This window comes from Streptomyces sp. NPDC032126, assembly GCF_055580085.1.
Genome location: NZ_JBVIMA010000007.1, coordinates 439,274 through 457,519 on the forward strand (window position 1 = coordinate 439,274; position 18,246 = coordinate 457,519).

The window sequence follows — 18,246 nt, forward strand, 5'->3', positions numbered from 1 at the left end:
CGCACCGGAACCATCCCCGGCGCGATCACCCCTGTTCACCCGTACGCATCACCAGTCACTCGGACGCCACGAAGAATCATATTTCACTCACAGTCAGCAGCCGTATGCGGTACGACCCTTGGGAGACGCGGGCTCTCGACGGATCCGCTGTGCACCAGTACCGTCACAAACCCCCCGCGCGGCGTCTATCCACTTGGCGCGACATCCGCATCATGGACGACCATGGGGATGCGGAAAGCAAGAAAGACCGCTGTGAGAGGAGGCGTCCATGGGATCGGTGCGCAAGGCGAGTGCCTGGCTTGGCCTCGTCGACGACAACGATGACGAGCGTTACTACGACGACGACTACTCCGAGGGGACCGACTCCGGGGACGCCTGGGTCACCGACCCCCGGGTGAAGGTCGCCACGGACACGGCCGAGGAGAAGGGCCGTCGGATCGGCACGGTGACCCCGGACAGCTTCCGGGACGCGCGTGCCATCGGTGAGCTGTTCCGCGAGGGTGTCCCGGTCATCATGAACCTGACGGCGATGGAGCCGGCGGACGCCAAGCGCGTCGTCGACTTCGCGGCGGGGCTGATCTTCGGCCTGCGGGGTTCGATCGAGCGGGTGTCGACGCGGGTGTTCCTGCTGACCCCGGCCAACACGGAGATCGTCAACGGAGATCCGGCCCCGCACCGCGCGGACGGCTTCTTCAACCAGAGCTGAGGCAGGGCCGCTCACCGGCCCTGCCCCCCTCGACGGGGATCAGCGGAAGGCGTCGAGCCCGGTGAGCGCCTTGCCCAGCACGAGCTGGTGCATCTCGACGGTGCCCTCATAGGTGAGCACCGACTCCAGATTGGTCGCGTGCCGCATGACGGGGTATTCGAGCGAGATCCCGTTGGCGCCGAGGATCGTCCGCGCCGTACGGCAGATCTCGATCGCCTCCCGTACGTTGTTGAGCTTGCCGAAGCTGACCTGCTCGGGACGCAGGCGGCCGGCGTCCATGCGCCGCCCCAGATGATGGGCGAGCAGGATCCCCTTGTGCAGTTCGACCGCCATGTCGGCGAGCTTGGCCTGGGTGAGCTGGAAGCCGCCGATGGGCCGCCCGAACTGCTCCCGGGACTTCGCGTAGTCGACCGCGGCCTCGAAACTGGACCGCGCCGCCCCCATGGACCCCCAGACGATCCCGTACCGGGCGTGGGAGAGACAGCTCAGCGGCCCCTTGAGCCCGACGACACCGGGCAGCACGGCGTCCGCGGGCAGCCGCACCTCGTCGAGCACCAGCTCACTGGTGACCGAGGCGCGCAGGGACCACTTGTGCTTGATCTCGGGCGCGGAGAAACCGGGGCTGTCGGTGGGCACCACGAACCCCCGGATCCCGTCCTCGGTCTGCGCCCACACCACGGCGACACCGGCGACGGAGCCGTTGGTGATCCACATCTTGCGGCCGGTGAGCACCCAGTCGGAGCCGTCGCGCTTGGCGTAGGTGCGCATGGAGGCGGGGTCGGAGCCGTGGTCGGGCTCGGTGAGGCCGAAGCATCCGATGATCTCGCCGGCGGCCATGCCGGGCAGCCAGCCCTGCTTCTGCTCCTCGCTGCCGAAGCGGTGGATGGCGTACATGGCGAGGGAGCCCTGCACGGAGACGAGGGAGCGGATCCCGGAGTCGGCGGCTTCGAGCTCCAGACAGGCGAGCCCGTACTGCACGGCGCTGGCCCCGGCGCAGCCGTACCCCTCCAGGGACATCCCGAGTGCGCCGATGCCGCCCAGCTCACGGGCCAGCTCACGGATGACGGGCAGCTCGCCGGCCTCGTACCACTCGGCGACATACGGCAGCACGCGATCGGCGGCCCACCGCCGCACGGTGTCCCGGACGGCCAGGTCCTCGGCGTCGAGCAGGTCGTCGATCCCGAGCGGATCAGCCGGATCGAACGGAGGCAACGCAGCCACAACCCCTCCAAAACTAGCACCGCTAATTACTCAGACGTTACGCAAGCCCGAAGCGACCGACAACCCACACAGAGTTCAGGCGGAGACGCGTGACTTCACGGCTTCCCGAGGTGCGGGCACCTCCACCGCCACACCCTCACAGTGCATCACCCGCGGCAACCGCACCGCCATCACCGCGCCCAGCAGCAACAACCCGGCACTCACCAGCAACGTCACATGCAGCCCGTGCACGAAGCTCTCCCGCGCGGCCTGCCGCAGCGCGATCCCGGTCGAGCCCCCCAGCTGCCCCGCCACCTCGTACGCCTCCCCCAACGAGTGCCCCGCCGCGGCCGACGCCCGCGAGGGAACCCCCGGCACCGAGGACAGCCCCGGCGCGTAGGCGGCGTTCATGACACTGCCGAGCAGCGCGATCCCGATCCCCGCCCCGAGCTGGTACGAGGTCTCCCCGATCGCCGCCGCCCCGCCCGCCTGCGCCGCGGGCGCCTCGCTCAGCATCGACTCGTACGCCGCGAACAGCGTCGTCTCCAGCCCGAACCCCAGCAGCACGAACCCGAACAGCAGCAGCCCCGCGTTGTCCTCCGCGCCCATCGCCGTCAGCGTCACCACCGCCGCCGCCGTGAGACAGAACCCCCCGCACACCATCCGCCGGGGCCCGAACCTCCGCAGCAGCTTCGCCCCCGCCAGCCCCGCCGCCATCGCGGCGAAGGTCAGCGGCAGCAGTCGTAGACCGGTCTCCAGCGGCGAGAGCCCCAGCACCAGTTGCAGATACTGCGCCGCGATCAGCTCCAGTCCCACCAGCGCGAGCATCGCCAGCACGATGCAGCCGACGGCCGTGCTGAACGTCGGCCGCGCGAACATCCGCAGATCCACCAGAGGATGCGTACGCCGTCGCTGCCGTCGTACGAACAGCACCAGCAGCACCGCCCCCACCAGCAGCGGCACCACGGTCAGCGGGCTCGCGGCCGGTTCCCCGCCGCCCAGCCGCTTGACGCCGAGCACCACTCCGAACAGCCCGACCGCCGCCATCAGCGCGCCGATCACGTCCCACGGCCCGTCGCCGGCGCCGCGCGACTCCGGCAGCAGCATGCGCCCGACGGGCAGACTGACCAGCATCAGCGGGATGTTGACCAGGAACACCGAGCCCCACCAGAAGTGCTCCAGCAGAAAGCCCCCCAGCAGCGGCCCCACCGCCGCGCCGACCGCCGCCACCGCGCTCCAGATCCCGATCGCGAGCGCCCGCTCGCGCCGGTCAGGGAACACCTGCCGCAGGATCGACAGCGTCGCCGGCATGATCATCGCCCCGCCGACACCGAGCAGCGCCCGGGCGAGGATCAGCACCTGGGCGTCCTGGGCGAGGGCGGCGACCCCGGACGCCACGCCGAACAGCGCGTATCCGAGGAGCAGAACGCGTCTGCGGCCCACCTTGTCGCCCAGCGTGCCGAAGAGGATCAGCAGCGAGGCGCAGACCAGCGGATAGGTGTCGACGATCCAGAGCAGTTCTATCGCGCCGGGCCTGAGGTCCTCGGTGACGGCGGGCACCGCGACATGCAGCACGGTCGCGTCCACGGCGACCAGCAGCAGGCTCACGCACAGCACCACGAGGACGACCCAGCGGTTTGCACCGGCCCCGGCCGCCCGACGGCGCAGCATCGCGGCAGCCGTGGTCGTCCCGGACATGCACGTACCTCCCAGGTTTTCCCTCGCGTTCGGCGGGGCTCGCGGGTCGGGGACTCCCCGCGGCTCGGCCGGAGAGGAGCGGGGTCTCCGGCTCGCGCAGATGAACGACGAGTGACACGCAGCGTACGCGAGTTCGCGCCCCGACCACGTGGCGGACCTCTCACACTCCGCGGGGAACCCATGTGGCGTACGCCACTCGCCCGCCGTCCGGCAGGCCCCCGCCGGACGGGCCCGCGCGGCACCCGGTCGATAATCGAGTCCGTGACCGATCTTGACACGCGTGCGATCCCGGCCCGCGCCCCCGGGCCGCGCCGGGCGGCTCCGGCCCTGCTCGGGTACGTGGCCGTGCGCGCCCTGGGCCTGCTCGCCCTGGCCCTGTGGAGCGCCGCGCGCGACAAGAGCGCGTACACGCTGCTCACGGCCCGCTGGGACGCGCTCTGGTACACGCGCGTGGCCGAGCTGGGCTATGGCTACGAGGTGCGGCTGCCGAACGGCGACGTGCACTCCAACCTGGCGTTCTTCCCGTTGCTGCCCTGGCTGGAGCGGCTGCTGCACGCGGTGACGCCGCTGGGGTACGCCGACGCGGGTCTCGTCGTGTCCTTGCTCGCCTCGCTCGCCGCGGCCTGGGGGATCTTCGCGGTCGCGGACCATGTGTACGGTCGGCGGGCCGGCGTGTGCGCGGTGCTGGTGTGGGCCGTGCTGCCGGTGGGCGTGGTGCAGTCGATGGCGTACAGCGAGTCGCTGTTCACCGCGCTCGCCGCGTGGTCGCTCTACGCGGTACTGACCGGCCGCTGGGTGACCGCGGGCGCCCTGTCCTCACTCGCCGGCCTGACCCGCCCGGTCGGCCTCGCCGTCGCCGCCGCGGTGTGGGCCACGGGGCTCGCGTCGTACGTACGAGACCGCGACGCGGCGACGCCGACCTCGGACAGCACGGCGGTGCCGACCCCCGGTGCCGCCTCGTTCGTGCGGGATCGCAGCGCTGCGCGCGACATCGGCGCGGGTGCCGGCCCGCACGCCCCGCCGGCCACCGACGACACGCCGCCCCCGCGCATCCGTGCACAGGACGGCGCGCAGGACACCCGGCGCGCCCCCGCTCTCACCACGCGCGCCCGCCGCCTCTCCTCGCCGTCGGCGCGGCGCGCCCTGGGCCTCCTCATCGCCCCTCTCGGCACCGCCGGTTACGTCCTGTGGGTCGGCCATCGCACCGGCGGCGGCCCCCTCGGCTACCTCGACGTGCAGGCCGGCTGGCGCAACGGCTTCGACGGCGGCTACGCCTTCGCCCGCTTCGTCGCCGACAAGTTCACCTCGGTCCCGGGCGCGCTCGCCGGGCTGGCCCTCGTCGTCGGCGTCGCCCTCCTGCTGTGGCTGTACGTCGTCTGCGTACGGCAGCGCCAGCCGCTCCCCCTGCTGGTGTACGCCGGTGTCGTCACCGCGCTCGCCCTGTGCGCGTCGAGCTACTTCGGCTCCAAGCCGCGCCTGCTGCTGCCCGCCTTCCCGCTGCTCCTGCCGCTCGCCCTGGCGCTGGCCCGGCTGCGGACCTCCCGGGCGGCGGCGACGGTGGCGGCGATCGCGCTGGCGTCGGCCGTGTACGGCGCCTGGTGGCTGAACGGCTCCGGGCCGCCGTAAATCACCGCCCCGTTTCGGTGAACCGATTCGCAAGCCCGGTAAAAGCCGGATGCGGAACGATCAAAGGAATTGAAAGGAAAGGCGTGTTCGGATTGCGCATTCCTCAGGAATAAACATCATCCTGAGAGCAATCCCACATCACATCGTCATCACAAACCGGCTGAATCGCCCGGGAACTGAGCTCACTCGCTGTAACGTCGATTGAGTGCGTACCGAACGAAAGCTCACCCGTCTGGACCGGGTGTTCGCCAGGCTGGACCGTGAGCCGGAACGACCGGCCCACATCGATGTGCCGAAGATGAGCCGGCACCGGGTCGCGCTGCTCTCGGCGACCCTGGCCTTCTATCTGGCGATCGTGTGGCTCGTGGTCACGACCTCCTGGCTGGTCCGGCTGGACTGGCAGGTCATGTTCTTCCGGCCCTACCAGCAGTGGTCCGGCATCCACTGGTTCGTCGACTACTACGTGGTCCTCGGCCAGCGCGGCCCGACGGCCGTGATGGTCGCCGCCTGGCTCGGCTGGAGATCCTGGCGCCAGCACACCCTGCGCCCGCTGCTCACCCTGGGCGCCTCCCTGCTCCTGCTGAACATCACCGTCGGCGCCGCCAAGCTCGGCATGGGCCGGCTCGGTCCGCACTACGCGACCACCATCGGCTCCAACGAGATGGGTCTCGGCGGCGATATATTTCCCAGCGGCCACACCGCCAACGCGGTCGTGACCTGGGGAATCCTGGCGTATCTGGCCTCCACCCCGCGCGCCCGCCGCTGGCTGTCGGCGCTGTCCGCGGTCACCTCGCTGGGCGTCGGCATGGCCACCGTCTACCTCGGTACGCACTGGCTGAGCGACGTCGTCCTCGGCTGGACCGCGGGCCTGCTGATCCTGCTGGCACTGCCCTGGTTCGAGCCGCTGATCACCCGCGCCGAGGTCGGGATCCTCGATCTGCGCGACCGCTGGCGCGCCCGCCGCGCCGGTGTGGCGCCCCGGCCCGTCCCGGCCGCCCCGGTCACCGTGCCCGTGCCGCTCAAGGCCCAGCCGACCACGCCCCGCGACGACGTCCCGGCGGCCCGCGAGACAGTCGCCGCGGCCCGTACGGCCAAGACCCCGGTCCATCCCCCGGCGTATCTCGCGCCGGGCCCGCACAGCGCCCGCTCGGAGCGCACCCCGGTCACCCCCGTCGGCAGTCGCCGACCGCCGCACGCCGACCGTCTCCCGCGCGGGACGGCGGCCCGCCCCCTGACGGGCGGCTGACCGGCTCACGACGGCGGGGCCCCGGTACGCACAACCCGGCCCCGCGACAAGGCCTCGGTTCCCGGTCCGCACGGACAGGGCGCCGGGGCCTTCGGCGTTCCGGCGCCGGCGCGCTCAGCCCTTCCAGGCGCGGGCCACCCGGCCCTCACGCACCTCGAAGTTCAGCCGGCCGAACCGGTACTCCATGGTGACGATCGCGCCGGGCGGCAGTGTGCGCACCGTCGACCAGCCGCGTTCCCGGGCGAGCCGCTCGGCGTGCTCGGCGTCCAGGCCGACGTATCCGTCCGGGCTGTCGTGGGGTTCCTGGGGCGGGGTGGGGAGGGGTGCCATACGGCCACGCTAGGCGGAGCGCGGCGGTCCCGGAAGCCCCCGCGGGCTCGCGGTGGATCACTCCGGTCACACTTCTGTCACAGGATCACGACCCGCGTTTTGACCGCACTCGGTCATGATTCCGCAAAGGCGCGACAGGCCGCCGTACGCCTTCCGCGCGTAATCGAACGCAATTCCCGCGTGTCGCCGCGACCCCCTCGACAAGGCGGCGGAAAGTTCCCGGGAGAACCGTTCCCGACCCCCGCCGCATTCCGATTCCGGGCGTTCTCGGGAGCTGACAGCGCATAAGAAATACACGGCTCCCCCACAGAACCTCCGTACGCCCCCTGTCGCCCGGCACGGGGCGCGCGCATGATGGCGTGAGCTCGCGTCGACGCGTGCGGCACGGGCGGCGGGCCCGGGGCGCGACGAGCGAAGGGGCGAGCGAGCGATGGGGACGGACACCGTATCGGCCGAGGCGCGCCCCTGGGGGCCGCTGCCGCAGGGCCGGGTGATCGTGGACTGGCTGACCACCACCGACCACAAGAAGATCGGCCACCTCTATCTGATCACGTCGTTCGTCTTCTTCCTCGCGGGCGGTGTGATGGCGCTGCTGATGCGCGCCGAACTCGCCCGGCCCGGTCTGCAGCTCATGGACAACAACCAGTTCAACCAGTTGTTCACCCTGCACGGCACGATCATGCTGCTGCTGTTCGCGACCCCCGCCTTCGCGGGCTTCGCCAACGAGCTGATGCCGCTCCAGATCGGCTCCCCCGACGTGGCCTTCCCCCGGCTGAACATGTTCTCGTACTGGCTGTTCCTGTTCGGCGGGCTGATCGTGCTGAGCTCGCTGGCGGTGCCCGACGGGCCGCCCGGCTTCGGCTGGTTCGCCTACGCGCCGCTCAACAGCCAGATGCGCTCGCCCGGGGTCGGCCCCGACCTGTGGATCATGGGGCTGGCGCTGGCCGGCTTCGGCACGATCCTCGGCGCGGTCAACTTCATCACCACCATCATCGGGATGCGCGCCCCCGGCATGACGATGTTCCGGATGCCGATCTTCACCTGGAACACGCTCTTCACGTCGATCCTGATCCTGATGGCGTTCCCGGTGCTGGCGGCCGCGCTGCTGTGCCTGGAGGCGGACCGGCGGTTCGGCTCGCACATCTTCGACGCCGCCAACGGCGGGGCGCTGCTGTGGCAGCACCTGTTCTGGTTCTTCGGGCATCCCGAGGTGTACATCATCGCGCTGCCGTTCTTCGGGATCATCACGGAGATCATCCCGGTCTTCAGCCGCAAGCCGATCTTCGGCTATCTGACGCTGGTCGGCGCGACCATGGCGATCACCGGTCTGTCGGTGGTGGTGTGGGCGCACCACATGTTCGCCACCGGCTCGGTGCTGCTGCCGTTCTTCTCCTTCATGTCGTTCCTGATCGCGGTGCCGACCGGCGTGAAGTTCTTCAACTGGTCGGGGACCATGCTGAAGGGCTCGCTGTCCTTCGAGACGCCGATGCTGTGGGCCACCGGCTTCCTGGTGACGTTCCTGTTCGGCGGGCTGACCGGGGTGATCCTGGCGTCCCCGCCGATGGACTTCCACGTCACCGACTCGTACTTCGTCGTGGCGCACTTCCACTACGTCGTCTTCGGCACCGTCGTCTTCGCGATCTTCGCCGGCTTCTTCTTCTGGTGGCCCAAGTTCACCGGGAGGATGCTCGACGAGCGGCTGGGGAAGCTCCAGTTCTGGACGCTGTTCGTGGGCTTCCACACCACGTTCCTGGTGCAGCACTGGCTGGGCGCCGAGGGCATGCCGCGCCGCTACGCCGACTATCTGGCCGCCGACGGCTTCACGGCCCTGAACACCGTCTCGACGATCGGCGCCTTCCTGCTCGGCATCTCGACGCTGCCGTTCCTCTACAACGTCTGGAAGACCGCCAAGTACGGCGAGAAGGTCGAGGTCGACGACCCCTGGGGCTACGGCCGTTCCCTGGAGTGGGCGACCTCCTGCCCGCCCCCGCGGCACAACTTCACCTCGCTGCCCCGGATCCGTTCGGAGTCCCCGGCGTTCGATCTGCACCATCCTGAGTACGCGGCGCTGGAGGGTCCGCCCGCGCAGCCGTCCGAGCCGCGGCCCGGTCCAGCCGGTCCCGCGCGACCCTGATCGCGTCGACGAGTCCGGCGGGCTCCAGCACCTCGAACTCGAAGCCCGTCATCATCAGGTGCAGGACCATCACATCGAGGCTCGCGGCTCCCGCGCGCAGGACGCATGTGTCGGGGCCGTCGGCCTCCAGGGTGCCCGCGGAGGGCGAGATCCGCTCGACGGCCTGCGCCAGCGGCGCCAGCAGCCGGACCACCGCGTGGGTGGCGTACACGCGCGTGGAGACACCCCGGGAGACGTAGGCGGCGAGGTCCTCGGCGGGCGGGGTGCGCGGGGTGAAGCGCGGGCCGTGCGGCGGCTTCGGGACGACCCGGTCGACGCGGAACGTCCGCCAGTCGGCGCGGTCGAGGTCCCAGGCGACCAGGTACCAGTGGCGCTCGCTGCACACCAGGCGGTGCGGTTCGACGGTGCGGCGGGTGGCCGTGCCGTCGTGGTCGCGGTAGTCGAAGCGCAGCCGCTCGGCGTCCCGGCACAGATGGGCCAACTCGGTCAGGACGGCCGGGTCGACGCCGGCGGGGCGCGGGGCGCGCAGCATCGGCACGGTGAAGGCGTTGAGGGCGCTCACCCGCCGGCGCAGCCGGTTCGGCAGCACCTGCTCCAGCTTCGCCAGCGCCCGTACGGAGGTCTCGCCGATGCCCTCGATGCCCTGTCCGGCGGCCGTGCGCAGGCCGACGGCGACGGCGACGGCCTCGTCGTCGTCCAGCAGCAGCGGCGGGAGTTCGGCACCCGCGCCCAGCTGGTAGCCGCCACCGGTGCCGGGGCTGGCGTTGACGGGGTAGCCCAGCTCGCGCAGCCGGTCGACGTCCCGGCGCACCGTGCGCGGGGTGACGCCGAGGCGTTCGGCCAGGGCGGCGCCGGACCACTCGCGGTGGGCCTGGAGGAGGGACAGGAGACGTAACAGCCGTGCCGAGGTGTCCAGCATGGTCACAGTCTCTCTCAGGGGGTGTACGCCAGCTGCGGCACCTCGAAGCAGGTGGTCGTCATCTCTCCCTGCGACACCCAGCCCCGGCCGTCCTTCCAGCGCGCGACCGACAGACAGGTCCGGCGGGTCCGCGGCGGTTCGGCCGACGGGGTGAACGACACGGGCAGGAGCAGCCCGTCGGCGGTGTATCCGGCGCCGCGGTTCACGAAGTCGTCGACGCACGCGCGCGTGATGCCGGTCTTCGCGCAGTGCCGCGCCGCCTCGGTGAACCACAGGGCGGCCGCCCATCCCTCCACCTGCCACTGGGAATGCGTCGGCAGAGCCCGTGTGGCGTCCCGGAACTCCCGTACGGCCCGCTGCGCGGTGTCCTCGTAGTTGCGGCTGGAGCCGGTCGCCCAGAGGGCGTTGCGGCAGCGCGGTGCGTCCTTGTAGTCCTCGGGGACGGTGGACGTCCAGTTCTGCACGTTGGTCACCTTGGCGGTCACCCGGGCGCCCACCGCGTCCATCGCCTCGCACAGCCGCGCGTTGCCGTGCGTGTCGAGGGCGTCGAAGACCAGGTCGGCGCCGCGTTCCTTCAGATCGGCGGCGACCGCGCGGAAGTTGGGCAGCGCGAAGTCGACCTGCTCGGTGACGACGGTGTAGCCCTCCGCCTTCAGCCCGCGCTCGACGAGCCGGGCGTAGGCCGCGGACGCGGACTGGTTGTACGACACCACCGCGGCCGTCCGGGCGCCGTGCTCGCGTTGGAAGTAGCGGTAGACCTCGGTGCCGCCGTACAGCTTGCCGTTCCAGCCGGTCGTGCCGTCGCGGGGCGCGGAGCTGCCGTAGATGCCGTACAGGTGCGGCCAGGTGTCGTAGGCGGGCCCGATGGGCTGGCCGCCGATGTCGGGCACGCGCGCGTGGGAGACGCGGGAGGCGCCCGCGTAGTCGAGGGCGGTGGTGGCGACCAGGGCGACGACCTTGTCCTCGTCGATCAGCCGGTGCACGCAGGTGGTGTTGCCGACGCCGCTGCCGCCGTCGTCGCACTCCCGGACCTCGACGCGCCGGCCGGCGATGCCCCCGCGCGCGTTGAGCCGGTCGAAGTACGCCTTCGCGCCGTCGCGGGGGCCGGTGAACGCGGCGCCGCCGACCGGGCTGGTGACGCTGGCGATGACGCCGACGCGGAGCGGCTCGGCGGCCGAGGGCGCGGGGGTGCGGGAGGGGCGCTCGAAGTCGCTCTCGGGCAGCCGGCTGCCGCAGGCCGTGCCCAGCACGAGCAGCAGGACCGCGGCGACGGCCTCAGCAGCCCGGGAGCGCCGACGCGGAGGCATTGCCGCTCAACGCGACCAGCGCGCACAGCGTGCTGACGGAGACCTTCCAGGTGCCGTCCTGCTCGACCGATTTCCCCGTGGCGCCCGGCAGGGCCGTCGCGCCGCTCAGGGTCATGTCGTACGTGACCGTCGCCTCGGTGGGCGAGGTGAACGCGACCTTCGTCACCTTGGCCTGCACCTGGCCGCCGCGCTTGTCACTGCCGAAGGCCTGGAGCACCGGGGCCATCTGCTCGCCGTTCTCCAGGACCGCGATCTTGTCCTGCGGGGAGGACGCCGGGTCGAAGAACTTCGCCCAGTTCTGCCTGATCTCCTGCTCCGCCTTCGCCGGATCGGCCGGGGCGGTCGGCGACGTGGTGGGCAGGGTGCCGGTCGTCGCCGGAGCGGACGGCGTGGGCGGCTTGGTGTCGGTGGCGCCACCGCCGTTGTTGTCGCCGCACGCCGCGAGGGCCGGGGCGAGAATGAGGACGAGGCCGGCCGCCAGTGCCGTACCCCGTCCCGCCGCGCGCGGGCCACGGCCCCGTGTCGCCGTCCCCCGTCTGAGGTCGCTCCCGAGAACCATCTGGCTCACCACCGGGTGTCGGTCCGGGCGGTGGGCGCCCGGTGCTTTCAGGGTCAGCTTCCGGAGGGCATAGTGCAAGCCATTGGGCGGCATGCACAGACATACGACGACATACGACGTGTGGGAGCCAGCGATGCGGACAGCGCGACTGCGGACCGAGCACCCCGTCCTGTGGGCCGGCTGGACCGCGCTGGCGGCCGGCGCGGTGCTGTGCGTGATCGGCTGGTACGGCGTCTCCGGCGAGCGGTTCGCCGAACGGCAGCTGCCCTATCTCGCGTCGAGCACGGTCCCCGGCGCCGCGCTGATCGTCGCCGGGGCGGTGCTGCTCGCGCACAGCCGCGACAGCGTGGCCGCCGCGCGCGTGGAGGAGCTGTACGGCCTTCTGGTGGCCGCCGAGCCCGCCGACGCGGAGGAGGCGGGGCGGCCGGCGTCGGTGCCCGTGGCGGTCAGCGGGGAACTGCGGATGGTGCCGGGCGGGACGCTGTGGCACCGCGCGGACTGCCCGATGGTCGCCGGGAAGGCGGAGGCGCTGCCGGTGGACGGCCGGGTGCTGGCGAGCGGTGAGCTGGCCCCGTGCCCGATCTGCGAGCCGGACGCCGCGGACTCCTGATGTCGTCCCTGACGTACGACCTCACGCTCGCGGGTCTGTCGGTCGGCAGCGCGGCCGCGCTGACCGGGATCGGGCTGGTCGTGACGTACCGGGCGACGGGCGTGCTCAACTTCGCGCACGGCGCGGTCGCGATGGTGTGCGCGTACGCGCTGCGGCAGTGCGTGGTCGAGTGGGGCTGGCCGCTGTGGGCGGCCGCGGTGGTCACCCTGCTGGTGCTGGCGCCGGGCATCGGGGTGGTGCTGGAACGGTTCGTCTTCCGTCCGACGGCGATGCTCGGCGGCGATCCGGCGCAGACCCTCGTCGCGTCGATCGGCGTGTTCGTGCTCCTGGTGGGCGGGGCGGCGCTGGTGTGGGGCCAGGGGGCGCGGGACGACGCGCCGGAGCTCGTGTCGTCGGACCCCTGGGGCCAGTTGGCGGTCGTGGTGGTGCTGTCGGCCGGCGTCGGTGCGGTGGTCCGGTGGACGCGGTTCGGGCGGGAGCTGCGGGCGGTGGTGGACGACCGGCAGCTCGCGGTGCTGGGCGGGATCGACGCGGACCGGGTGGCGGCGGCCGGCTGGGCGTTCGGCTCGTTCACGGCGGGACTGACGGGCGTGCTGCTCGCGCCGTACGTCCGCCTCGATCCCTACGGGCTGCCCCTGCTGGTCATGGAGGTGGTCGCGGTCGCGGTGGCCGCGCGGATGCGCAGCCTGCCGGTCGCGGTGGCGGTGGCCCTGGGCATCGGGGTCGCGCAGAGCCAGCTGACCCGGCTGCACCCGGCGGGCTGGGGCGAGCCGCTGCTGCGGGCGGTCGGCGCGAACCTGTTCGTGGTGGCCCTGCTGTTCGCGGCCCTGGTGCTGCCCGGGGTGGGCACCCGGGACGCCCTGCCCCGCACGGCCGCCGTGCGCGTGCCGACGCCGCCGGGCGCGTGGCTGGTGGCGGTGGTGCTCTTCCTGCTGCCGCTCGGCTTCGCGGGCTCCGATCTGCACACGTCGGTGCAGGTCCCGGCGCTGGGCGTGATCCTGCTGTCCCTGGTGGTGGTGACCGGCCGGGGCGGCCAGATCTCCCTCGGGCAGGCGGCGTACGCGGGCCTGGGCGCCCTGTTCACGGCGCTGTTGGCGGCCGGCCGCTTCCCGGGGCTGCCGCGCGTCCCCGAACTGGCCGCGCTGGGCCTCGCGGTGCTGCTGGTCGCCCCGCTGGGCCTGCTCACGGGCTGGCCGGCGATCCACCGCCACGGCCTGGCCCTGGCGCTCGCGACCTTCGCGGTCGGCGTCGGGGTGAGCCGGTTCGTCTTCGCCCAGCCGTACGCCACGGCGGACCTGACGCCGGGCCGCCCGGCCGGCTTCGACGGGGACCGCGCGTACTACGTCCTGGAGCTCGTCCTGCTGGCCGCCGCGTTGCTGGCGACCCGGCTGCTGCGCCGGGGCCGGGCCGGGCGGGCGCTGGCGGCGATGCGCGACCACGAGGCGGGCGCGTCGGCGGCCGGCGTCCGGGTGCCGTCCCTGAAGCTCCTGGCGTTCGTCGCGGGCGCCGCCCTGGCCGCGCTGGGTGGCGCCCTGCTCGCGATGGGCCTGCGCGCCTTCGACCCGGCCGCCTACGACCCCGTCCGCGGCCTCCTCTGGTTCGCCGCGGTGGTGGTCCTGGGCGCCGACAGCACCCTGGGCGCACTGGCCGCGGCGGCCCTGCTGGTGGGCCTGGACGCGGGAGCCCGGGGCGGCGTGGCGGCGGCGCTGATCGGCGTACTGGCGGTCCTGGTGGGCCGTTTCCCCGAGGGGCCGTACGAGGCGGTACGTCTGCGGCTGCACCGGAGACCGGCGCTCACGGCGCTGGGGGCGGAGGTGCGGAGGCGACTGAGGCCGACCGCGCCTGCGACTGTGACTACCCAAAGGGGGGTGCGCACGGGGAGAGCACACCAGGGGGCCGCCGACGGCGTCGCACCCCCACCGGGGCCACCGCCCAGCCCCCTCCTCACCGCCCGCGGCCTCCAGGCCCGCTACGGCGGCTTCACGGCCCTCTCCGGCGTCGACCTCGACATCGCCCCCGGCCGCGTCACCGCCGTCGTGGGCCCCAACGGCGCCGGAAAGACCACCCTGTTCCACTGCCTCGCCGGCACGCTGCGCCCCACCCGCGGCCACGTCACCCTCGCGGGTCGCGACATCACCCGCCTCCCGGCCCACGCCCGCACCCGCCTGGGCATCGCCCGCACCTTCCAGCAACTGGCCGTCTTCCCCTCCCTCACCGTGACCGAGAACGTCCGCGTCGGAGCCGAACAGGGCCGCGTGCACGACCCGGCGGCCACTGACCGCGCGCTGGCGCTGTGCGGCCTGGACGGCCTGCGCGACGCACCCGCGGCCGGCCTGCCCACCGGCACGCTCCGCCGGGTCGAGCTGGCCAGGGCCCTCGCGGGCGGCCCCCGGGTGCTGCTGCTCGACGAGCCCGCCGCGGGGCTCGACATCGCCGAGGTCACCGCCCTGTCGAGGCTGCTGGCCGCCCTGGCGGCCGACGGCACCGCCCTGCTGGTCGTCGAGCACGACCTCGACCTGGTCGCGGGTCTGGCCCATGTCGTCCACGTGATGGCGGCGGGCCGGATCGTCGCCTCGGGTCCGCCGGACCGCGTCCTGGACGCCCTGCGGGAGGCCCCGGCATGACCCCCGCCCTGTCCCTGCGTCACGCGCGCGTGCGCTACGGCCCCTTGGAGGCCCTGCACGGCATCACCCTGGCCGCCCCCTCCCCCGGCCTCACCGTGCTGCTGGGCCGCAACGGCTCGGGCCGTACGACGGCGCTGCGCGCGCTGGCCGGAACCGTGCCGCTGACCGCGGGCTCGGTCGTCTGGGACGGCGCCGACATCACCCGCGTGCCCGCGTTCGAGCGGGCCCGGCGCGGTCTGTGCCTGATCCCCGAGCGACGGGCCGTCTTCGGCTCGCTGACCGTCCGGGAGAACCTCGAACTCGCCTCCCCCGCCTACGACTCCGCGCTCGCCGCCTATCCCCGGCTCCAGGGCCTGCTGACGCGCCGGGCCGGCACCCTCTCCGGGGGTGAGCAGCGGATGCTCGCCCTGGCCCGCGCCCTGCTCACGCACGCGCGCGTGGTCCTCGTCGACGAGCCCGCCCAGGGCATGTCCCCGGCGGTCGCGGCCCGCACGTACGACCTGCTGGCCGACCTGCACGCGTGCGTGGTCGTCGCCGAACAGCGGCTGCCCCCGGCCCTGCGCGACCGGGCGGGGTTCGTGTACGAACTCCGGCGCGGCACCGTCGTATTCGCCGGAGAGGCGGGCGAGTGGCTGTCCCGGGAGCAGGCGGCGAAGGGCCGGAGGCGGCCGCCTCCCGATCGCCGGTCCACCCCCTAGGGACGGCCGGAGCCCCACTCGGTCGGTGGACCGGGTGGGGCCGGTGTGCCGCGGGGGCGTGCCCCGGGCCAGGGGGACCCGTCAGAGGACGAGGCGCTGGCCGGGCACGATCAGATCGGGGTCACCGCCGATCACGGCCTTGTTGGCCGCGTAGAGGCGCTGCCAGGTGGTCCCGTGGCGGGCGGCGATCGCGCTCAGCGTGTCGCCCTCACGGACCGTGTAGTCGCCGCGGGACGTGCCCCGGGCGGTGTGTCCGGTGGAACGCTCCGGCGCCGGGGTGGACTCGGTGTCCTTGGTGGACCGGGTGGCCTCGGCCGGCTTCGTGGACCTGCTCGACGTCGTCGTCGGCTTCGAGCCGGACCTGGTGGACGCGGAGGAGCCGGTCGCGGGTGCGCTCCCGTAGGCCCCGGCCCGCGCCGAGCAGGTCGGCCACGCGCCCCAGCCCTGGGCGCGCTGAACCCTGCCGGCGACGGCGATCTGCTGTTCCCGGGTGGCCTGGTCGGCGGTCGGGGCGTAGGCCGTACCGCCGTAAGCGCGCCAGGTGGAGGCGGAGAACTGAAGTCCGCCGTAGTAGCCGTTGCCGGTGTTGATGTGCCAGTTGCCGCCGCTCTCGCACCGGGCGATGCGGTCCCACACTCCGCTGTCCGCCGCGGCGGCGTTGCCGGTCGCGGCCAGCAGTCCGAGGGGGGCGAGCAGCGCCGCCCCGGTGAGGACCGCCGTCGTACGCGTCCTACGGACGCTGAAGCGAGTGGTATCGGCACATTCGGACATGTAATTCCCTCTCAACGGACCCGGGGTCCCCCAAGGCGGGGCGCCTCCCGCGCAAGGGCGCGGGTGGGACGCTCCGCCCCGTCCACCGGCGGTCGTGCTGCGCGTGTCTGGCTCTGCGCGGCCGGCGGACGTTCCCGAGCGGTGCTCGTTGCACACGGCGGAGGAATGTAGGGACTTTGACGAGTCGTTATCAACCAACTCCCTGTTCTCGCAGGCCAGTTGACCGTTACCGGCAGTAGCAGTGAATTCCTGCCACCCGGCGTATCCGCTGATTTCCCGATATGGCGACCGGCAACTCGGGCACACTGTGAGTCAGTTCACGGACGTCACCCCGGCCGAACCGACGCCGATTGACCATGAGTGCCCGATTCCGCACCGAACGTGACCGTCCGTGCCCGACGGTTCGATTCCGTTCTCCGAACAGCGTGACTCCCGCCACAGATCGCCCGTTGTCTCGTTCATGAGCCGGGGAGCCACCCGGCCGTCCCAACGCACCGCATCCCCGAGGGAGCCACCCGTGCCGCGCATGCTCGACGTCAGCGACGAGGTACGCGCCGAGATCGGCGACGAAGAAGCCGACCGGCTGCTCGCCGGAGAGAACGCCCCGGGCAGTTACGACTGCACGTCCTGCCGCACGCCGGGCGACTCCGAGCACGAGCGCACCAGCACCGTCCTGTTCATCGGGGACGAGACCGCCGTCCTCGCCTTCGCCCACGCCACCTGCCTGCCCTCCCAGGTCGTCCAGGTCACCGAGGAGCAGCTCCAGGGGGCCGTGCGCTCCATCAGCGGCGACACCGTCGACCTGGACCCGGACAAGGTCGTGCCCGAGCAGGCCGTGCTCGGGGTCACCAGTGGACTCGTCCTGATCGCCGGGGAGTTGCACCCCGCGCTGGTCGTCGAGCCCACCGCGCCCATCGTGCGGCCCGGCACGACCGGCCTCGGCGACGACTTCCTGCCGCTGCTCATCGAGCAGGGCTTCATGCCGGTGACCGAGCTCTCCGAGGTGCCGCCGGTGCGGCACGGCTGGTCGGTGCTGCTGGCCATGGGCCAGCTGCACGCCGTGCTCCAGCCGTCGGCCAACGGCGGCCAGCCGGTGGCCTGGTGGCAGGCGCACCAGCCGCTCCAGGTGACCGAGGGCTGGCGGGCCGCCGCCAACAAGCACCAGCAGGTGCTGATGTTCGCGGCGCCGGTGGGCTCCATCGGGCGCCAGCCGCGCGAGGACCTGCTGCGGGACGCGCTCGACAAGGCCGCGGCGAACGGCAAGTTGGTGGCGGCCGCCCTGCCGCTCGCCGGGACCTGAGTTCGCCCACTGAGGGGGCGCGGGCTCCCCGCCCGCATCTCCTGCGGTCGCCGGTCGTTTGGACATACGTGCACGCATACGACACCCCCCGCCGCCAGGTCCACCCGTCGATCCCGTCCTCGCGACCGGCGCCGGACCCCCTCGGCGGCCCATCGGCCACGCCGATCTACGACGCGCTCTACGCCGAGTACGTCAAGTCCTTCCGCTCGCTGCCGGGTGACCGCAGCGGCGAGGAGAACCTGGGGTTCACCGCCTTCGGGAGCATTCCGCACACCCCGCGCTCCTACGACGCCCCCCGGCCCGGCTCGTTCAGCAGCTCCTACGGCGCCTACAGCGCGGGGGCGCAGAGCGCGCGCCGGGGCCTCGGACAGCTGAGCCAGCTGAGCCAGGGGCAGGGACAGTGGCAGCGGGTCGGGCAGATCGGCCGGCAGCACTCGGGGATGACGCCCGTCCCGGCGCTGCCACCGCTTCCACGCGGCGGCTACTGACCACGCCACCGCAGCGGGACACGGCGAAGG

General features: G+C 72.7%; 15 protein-coding genes and 1 pseudogene. 9 read left to right on the top strand and 7 right to left on the bottom strand.

Annotated elements, in window-relative coordinates; all coding sequences use genetic code 11:
• The first annotated feature begins 268 nt into the window (after positions 1-268).
• Positions 269-706 carry a cell division protein SepF gene (locus ACZ5NW_RS27200; RefSeq protein WP_468746551.1) on the top strand — a complete coding sequence of 146 codons (438 nt, stop codon included), beginning with the start codon at positions 269-271 and terminating at the stop codon, positions 704-706.
• Positions 707-745: 39 nt separating this feature from the next.
• On the opposite strand, the gene ACZ5NW_RS27205 is transcribed toward ACZ5NW_RS27200, so the two are convergent.
• Positions 746-1,918: an acyl-CoA dehydrogenase family protein gene (locus ACZ5NW_RS27205; RefSeq protein ID WP_468746605.1), complete on the bottom strand. Its 1,173-nt coding sequence runs from the start codon at positions 1,916-1,918 to the stop codon at positions 746-748.
• An 84-nt stretch (positions 1,919-2,002) separates the two neighbouring features.
• On the bottom strand, positions 2,003-3,604 hold the full coding sequence (locus ACZ5NW_RS27210) for an MFS transporter (RefSeq protein WP_468746552.1): 1,602 nt from the start codon (positions 3,602-3,604) through the stop codon (positions 2,003-2,005).
• Positions 3,605-3,865: 261 nt separating this feature from the next.
• Here ACZ5NW_RS27210 and ACZ5NW_RS27215 point away from each other — a divergent pair, with 261 nt between their 5' ends.
• Together ACZ5NW_RS27215 and ACZ5NW_RS27220 are read left to right on the top strand one after the other, a co-directional pair.
• Entirely contained in the window at positions 3,866-5,230 is a 1,365-nt protein-coding gene (locus tag ACZ5NW_RS27215) for a hypothetical protein (RefSeq protein ID WP_468746553.1), read from the top strand.
• A 205-nt stretch (positions 5,231-5,435) separates the two neighbouring features.
• A complete protein-coding gene (locus ACZ5NW_RS27220; RefSeq protein WP_468746554.1) occupies positions 5,436-6,476 on the top strand; it encodes a phosphatase PAP2 family protein in 1,041 nt (346 codons plus the stop codon).
• A 114-nt stretch (positions 6,477-6,590) separates the two neighbouring features.
• Here the strand turns inward: ACZ5NW_RS27220 and ACZ5NW_RS27225 are convergent, their stop codons facing one another.
• On the bottom strand, positions 6,591-6,806 hold the full coding sequence (locus tag ACZ5NW_RS27225; RefSeq protein WP_468746555.1) for an I78 family peptidase inhibitor: 216 nt from the start codon (positions 6,804-6,806) through the stop codon (positions 6,591-6,593).
• Between the two features lie 430 nt (positions 6,807-7,236).
• On the opposite strand from ACZ5NW_RS27225, the pseudogene ctaD reads away from it, so the two are divergent.
• Positions 7,237-8,904: pseudogene (gene ctaD, locus ACZ5NW_RS27230) on the top strand (aa3-type cytochrome oxidase subunit I); the annotation flags it as partial.
• Here the strand turns inward: ctaD and ACZ5NW_RS27235 are convergent.
• From ACZ5NW_RS27235 to ACZ5NW_RS27245, 3 genes are read right to left on the bottom strand one after another with little or no spacing between them, the layout of a single operon-like run.
• The gene (locus ACZ5NW_RS27235; RefSeq protein WP_468746556.1) at positions 8,807-9,859 is read right to left on the bottom strand and encodes a helix-turn-helix transcriptional regulator; all 1,053 of its coding nucleotides are present in this window, start codon (positions 9,857-9,859) and stop codon (positions 8,807-8,809) included. The pseudogene ctaD and the gene ACZ5NW_RS27235 overlap by 98 nt on opposite strands.
• 14 nt (positions 9,860-9,873) lie before the next feature.
• Positions 9,874-11,166 carry an ABC transporter substrate-binding protein gene (locus tag ACZ5NW_RS27240; RefSeq protein WP_468746557.1) on the bottom strand — a complete coding sequence of 431 codons (1,293 nt, stop codon included), beginning with the start codon at positions 11,164-11,166 and terminating at the stop codon, positions 9,874-9,876.
• The gene (locus ACZ5NW_RS27245) at positions 11,135-11,725 is read right to left on the bottom strand and encodes an MTB12 C-terminal domain-containing protein (RefSeq protein WP_468746558.1); all 591 of its coding nucleotides are present in this window, start codon (positions 11,723-11,725) and stop codon (positions 11,135-11,137) included. Before ACZ5NW_RS27245 ends, ACZ5NW_RS27240 begins: the two co-directional genes overlap by 32 nt.
• A gap of 133 nt (positions 11,726-11,858) precedes the next feature.
• On the opposite strand from ACZ5NW_RS27245, the gene ACZ5NW_RS27250 reads away from it, so the two are divergent.
• Genes ACZ5NW_RS27250 through ACZ5NW_RS27260 form a run of 3 tightly spaced genes read left to right on the top strand, consistent with a single transcriptional unit; the run spans position 11,859 to position 15,657 of the window.
• Positions 11,859-12,335, top strand: a complete 477-nt coding sequence (locus ACZ5NW_RS27250; RefSeq protein ID WP_468746559.1) for a hypothetical protein — start codon at positions 11,859-11,861, stop codon at positions 12,333-12,335.
• Entirely contained in the window at positions 12,335-14,959 is a 2,625-nt protein-coding gene (locus ACZ5NW_RS27255) for an ABC transporter permease subunit (RefSeq protein ID WP_468746606.1), read from the top strand. Before ACZ5NW_RS27250 ends, ACZ5NW_RS27255 begins: the two co-directional genes overlap by 1 nt.
• Entirely contained in the window at positions 14,956-15,657 is a 702-nt protein-coding gene (locus ACZ5NW_RS27260; protein ID WP_468746560.1) for an ABC transporter ATP-binding protein, read from the top strand. Before ACZ5NW_RS27255 ends, ACZ5NW_RS27260 begins: the two co-directional genes overlap by 4 nt.
• A gap of 81 nt (positions 15,658-15,738) precedes the next feature.
• Here ACZ5NW_RS27260 and ACZ5NW_RS27265 read toward each other — a convergent pair whose 3' ends face one another.
• Complete coding sequence (locus ACZ5NW_RS27265; protein ID WP_468746561.1) at positions 15,739-16,428, bottom strand: LysM peptidoglycan-binding domain-containing protein; 690 nt, start codon at positions 16,426-16,428, stop codon at positions 15,739-15,741.
• A gap of 517 nt (positions 16,429-16,945) precedes the next feature.
• On the opposite strand from ACZ5NW_RS27265, the gene ACZ5NW_RS27270 reads away from it, so the two are divergent.
• Both ACZ5NW_RS27270 and ACZ5NW_RS27275 read left to right on the top strand, forming a co-directional pair.
• A complete protein-coding gene (locus ACZ5NW_RS27270; RefSeq protein WP_468746562.1) occupies positions 16,946-17,728 on the top strand; it encodes a hypothetical protein in 783 nt (260 codons plus the stop codon).
• Between the two features lie 68 nt (positions 17,729-17,796).
• Positions 17,797-18,216 (top strand): hypothetical protein, encoded by a 420-nt coding sequence (locus ACZ5NW_RS27275; protein WP_468746563.1) that lies wholly within the window; start codon positions 17,797-17,799, stop codon positions 18,214-18,216.
• Positions 18,217-18,246 lie beyond the last annotated feature (30 nt).

What these genes read in the sequence shown, in the direction of transcription:
- ACZ5NW_RS27200 (WP_468746551.1), top strand. Translation starts at nt 269, where the DNA reads ATGGGATCGGTGCGCAAGGCGAGTGCCTGGCTTGGCCTCGTCGACGAC.
- ACZ5NW_RS27210 (WP_468746552.1), bottom strand. Translation starts at nt 3,604, where the DNA reads ATGTCCGGGACGACCACGGCTGCCGCGATGCTGCGCCGTCGGGCGGCC.
- ACZ5NW_RS27225 (WP_468746555.1), bottom strand. Translation starts at nt 6,806, where the DNA reads ATGGCACCCCTCCCCACCCCGCCCCAGGAACCCCACGACAGCCCGGAC.
- ACZ5NW_RS27235 (WP_468746556.1), bottom strand. Translation starts at nt 9,859, where the DNA reads ATGCTGGACACCTCGGCACGGCTGTTACGTCTCCTGTCCCTCCTCCAG.
- ACZ5NW_RS27240 (WP_468746557.1), bottom strand. Translation starts at nt 11,166, where the DNA reads ATGCCTCCGCGTCGGCGCTCCCGGGCTGCTGAGGCCGTCGCCGCGGTC.
- ACZ5NW_RS27245 (WP_468746558.1), bottom strand. Translation starts at nt 11,725, where the DNA reads ATGGTTCTCGGGAGCGACCTCAGACGGGGGACGGCGACACGGGGCCGT.
- ACZ5NW_RS27250 (WP_468746559.1), top strand. Translation starts at nt 11,859, where the DNA reads ATGCGGACAGCGCGACTGCGGACCGAGCACCCCGTCCTGTGGGCCGGC.
- ACZ5NW_RS27255 (WP_468746606.1), top strand. Translation starts at nt 12,335, where the DNA reads ATGTCGTCCCTGACGTACGACCTCACGCTCGCGGGTCTGTCGGTCGGC.
- ACZ5NW_RS27260 (WP_468746560.1), top strand. Translation starts at nt 14,956, where the DNA reads ATGACCCCCGCCCTGTCCCTGCGTCACGCGCGCGTGCGCTACGGCCCC.
- ACZ5NW_RS27265 (WP_468746561.1), bottom strand. Translation starts at nt 16,428, where the DNA reads ATGTCCGAATGTGCCGATACCACTCGCTTCAGCGTCCGTAGGACGCGT.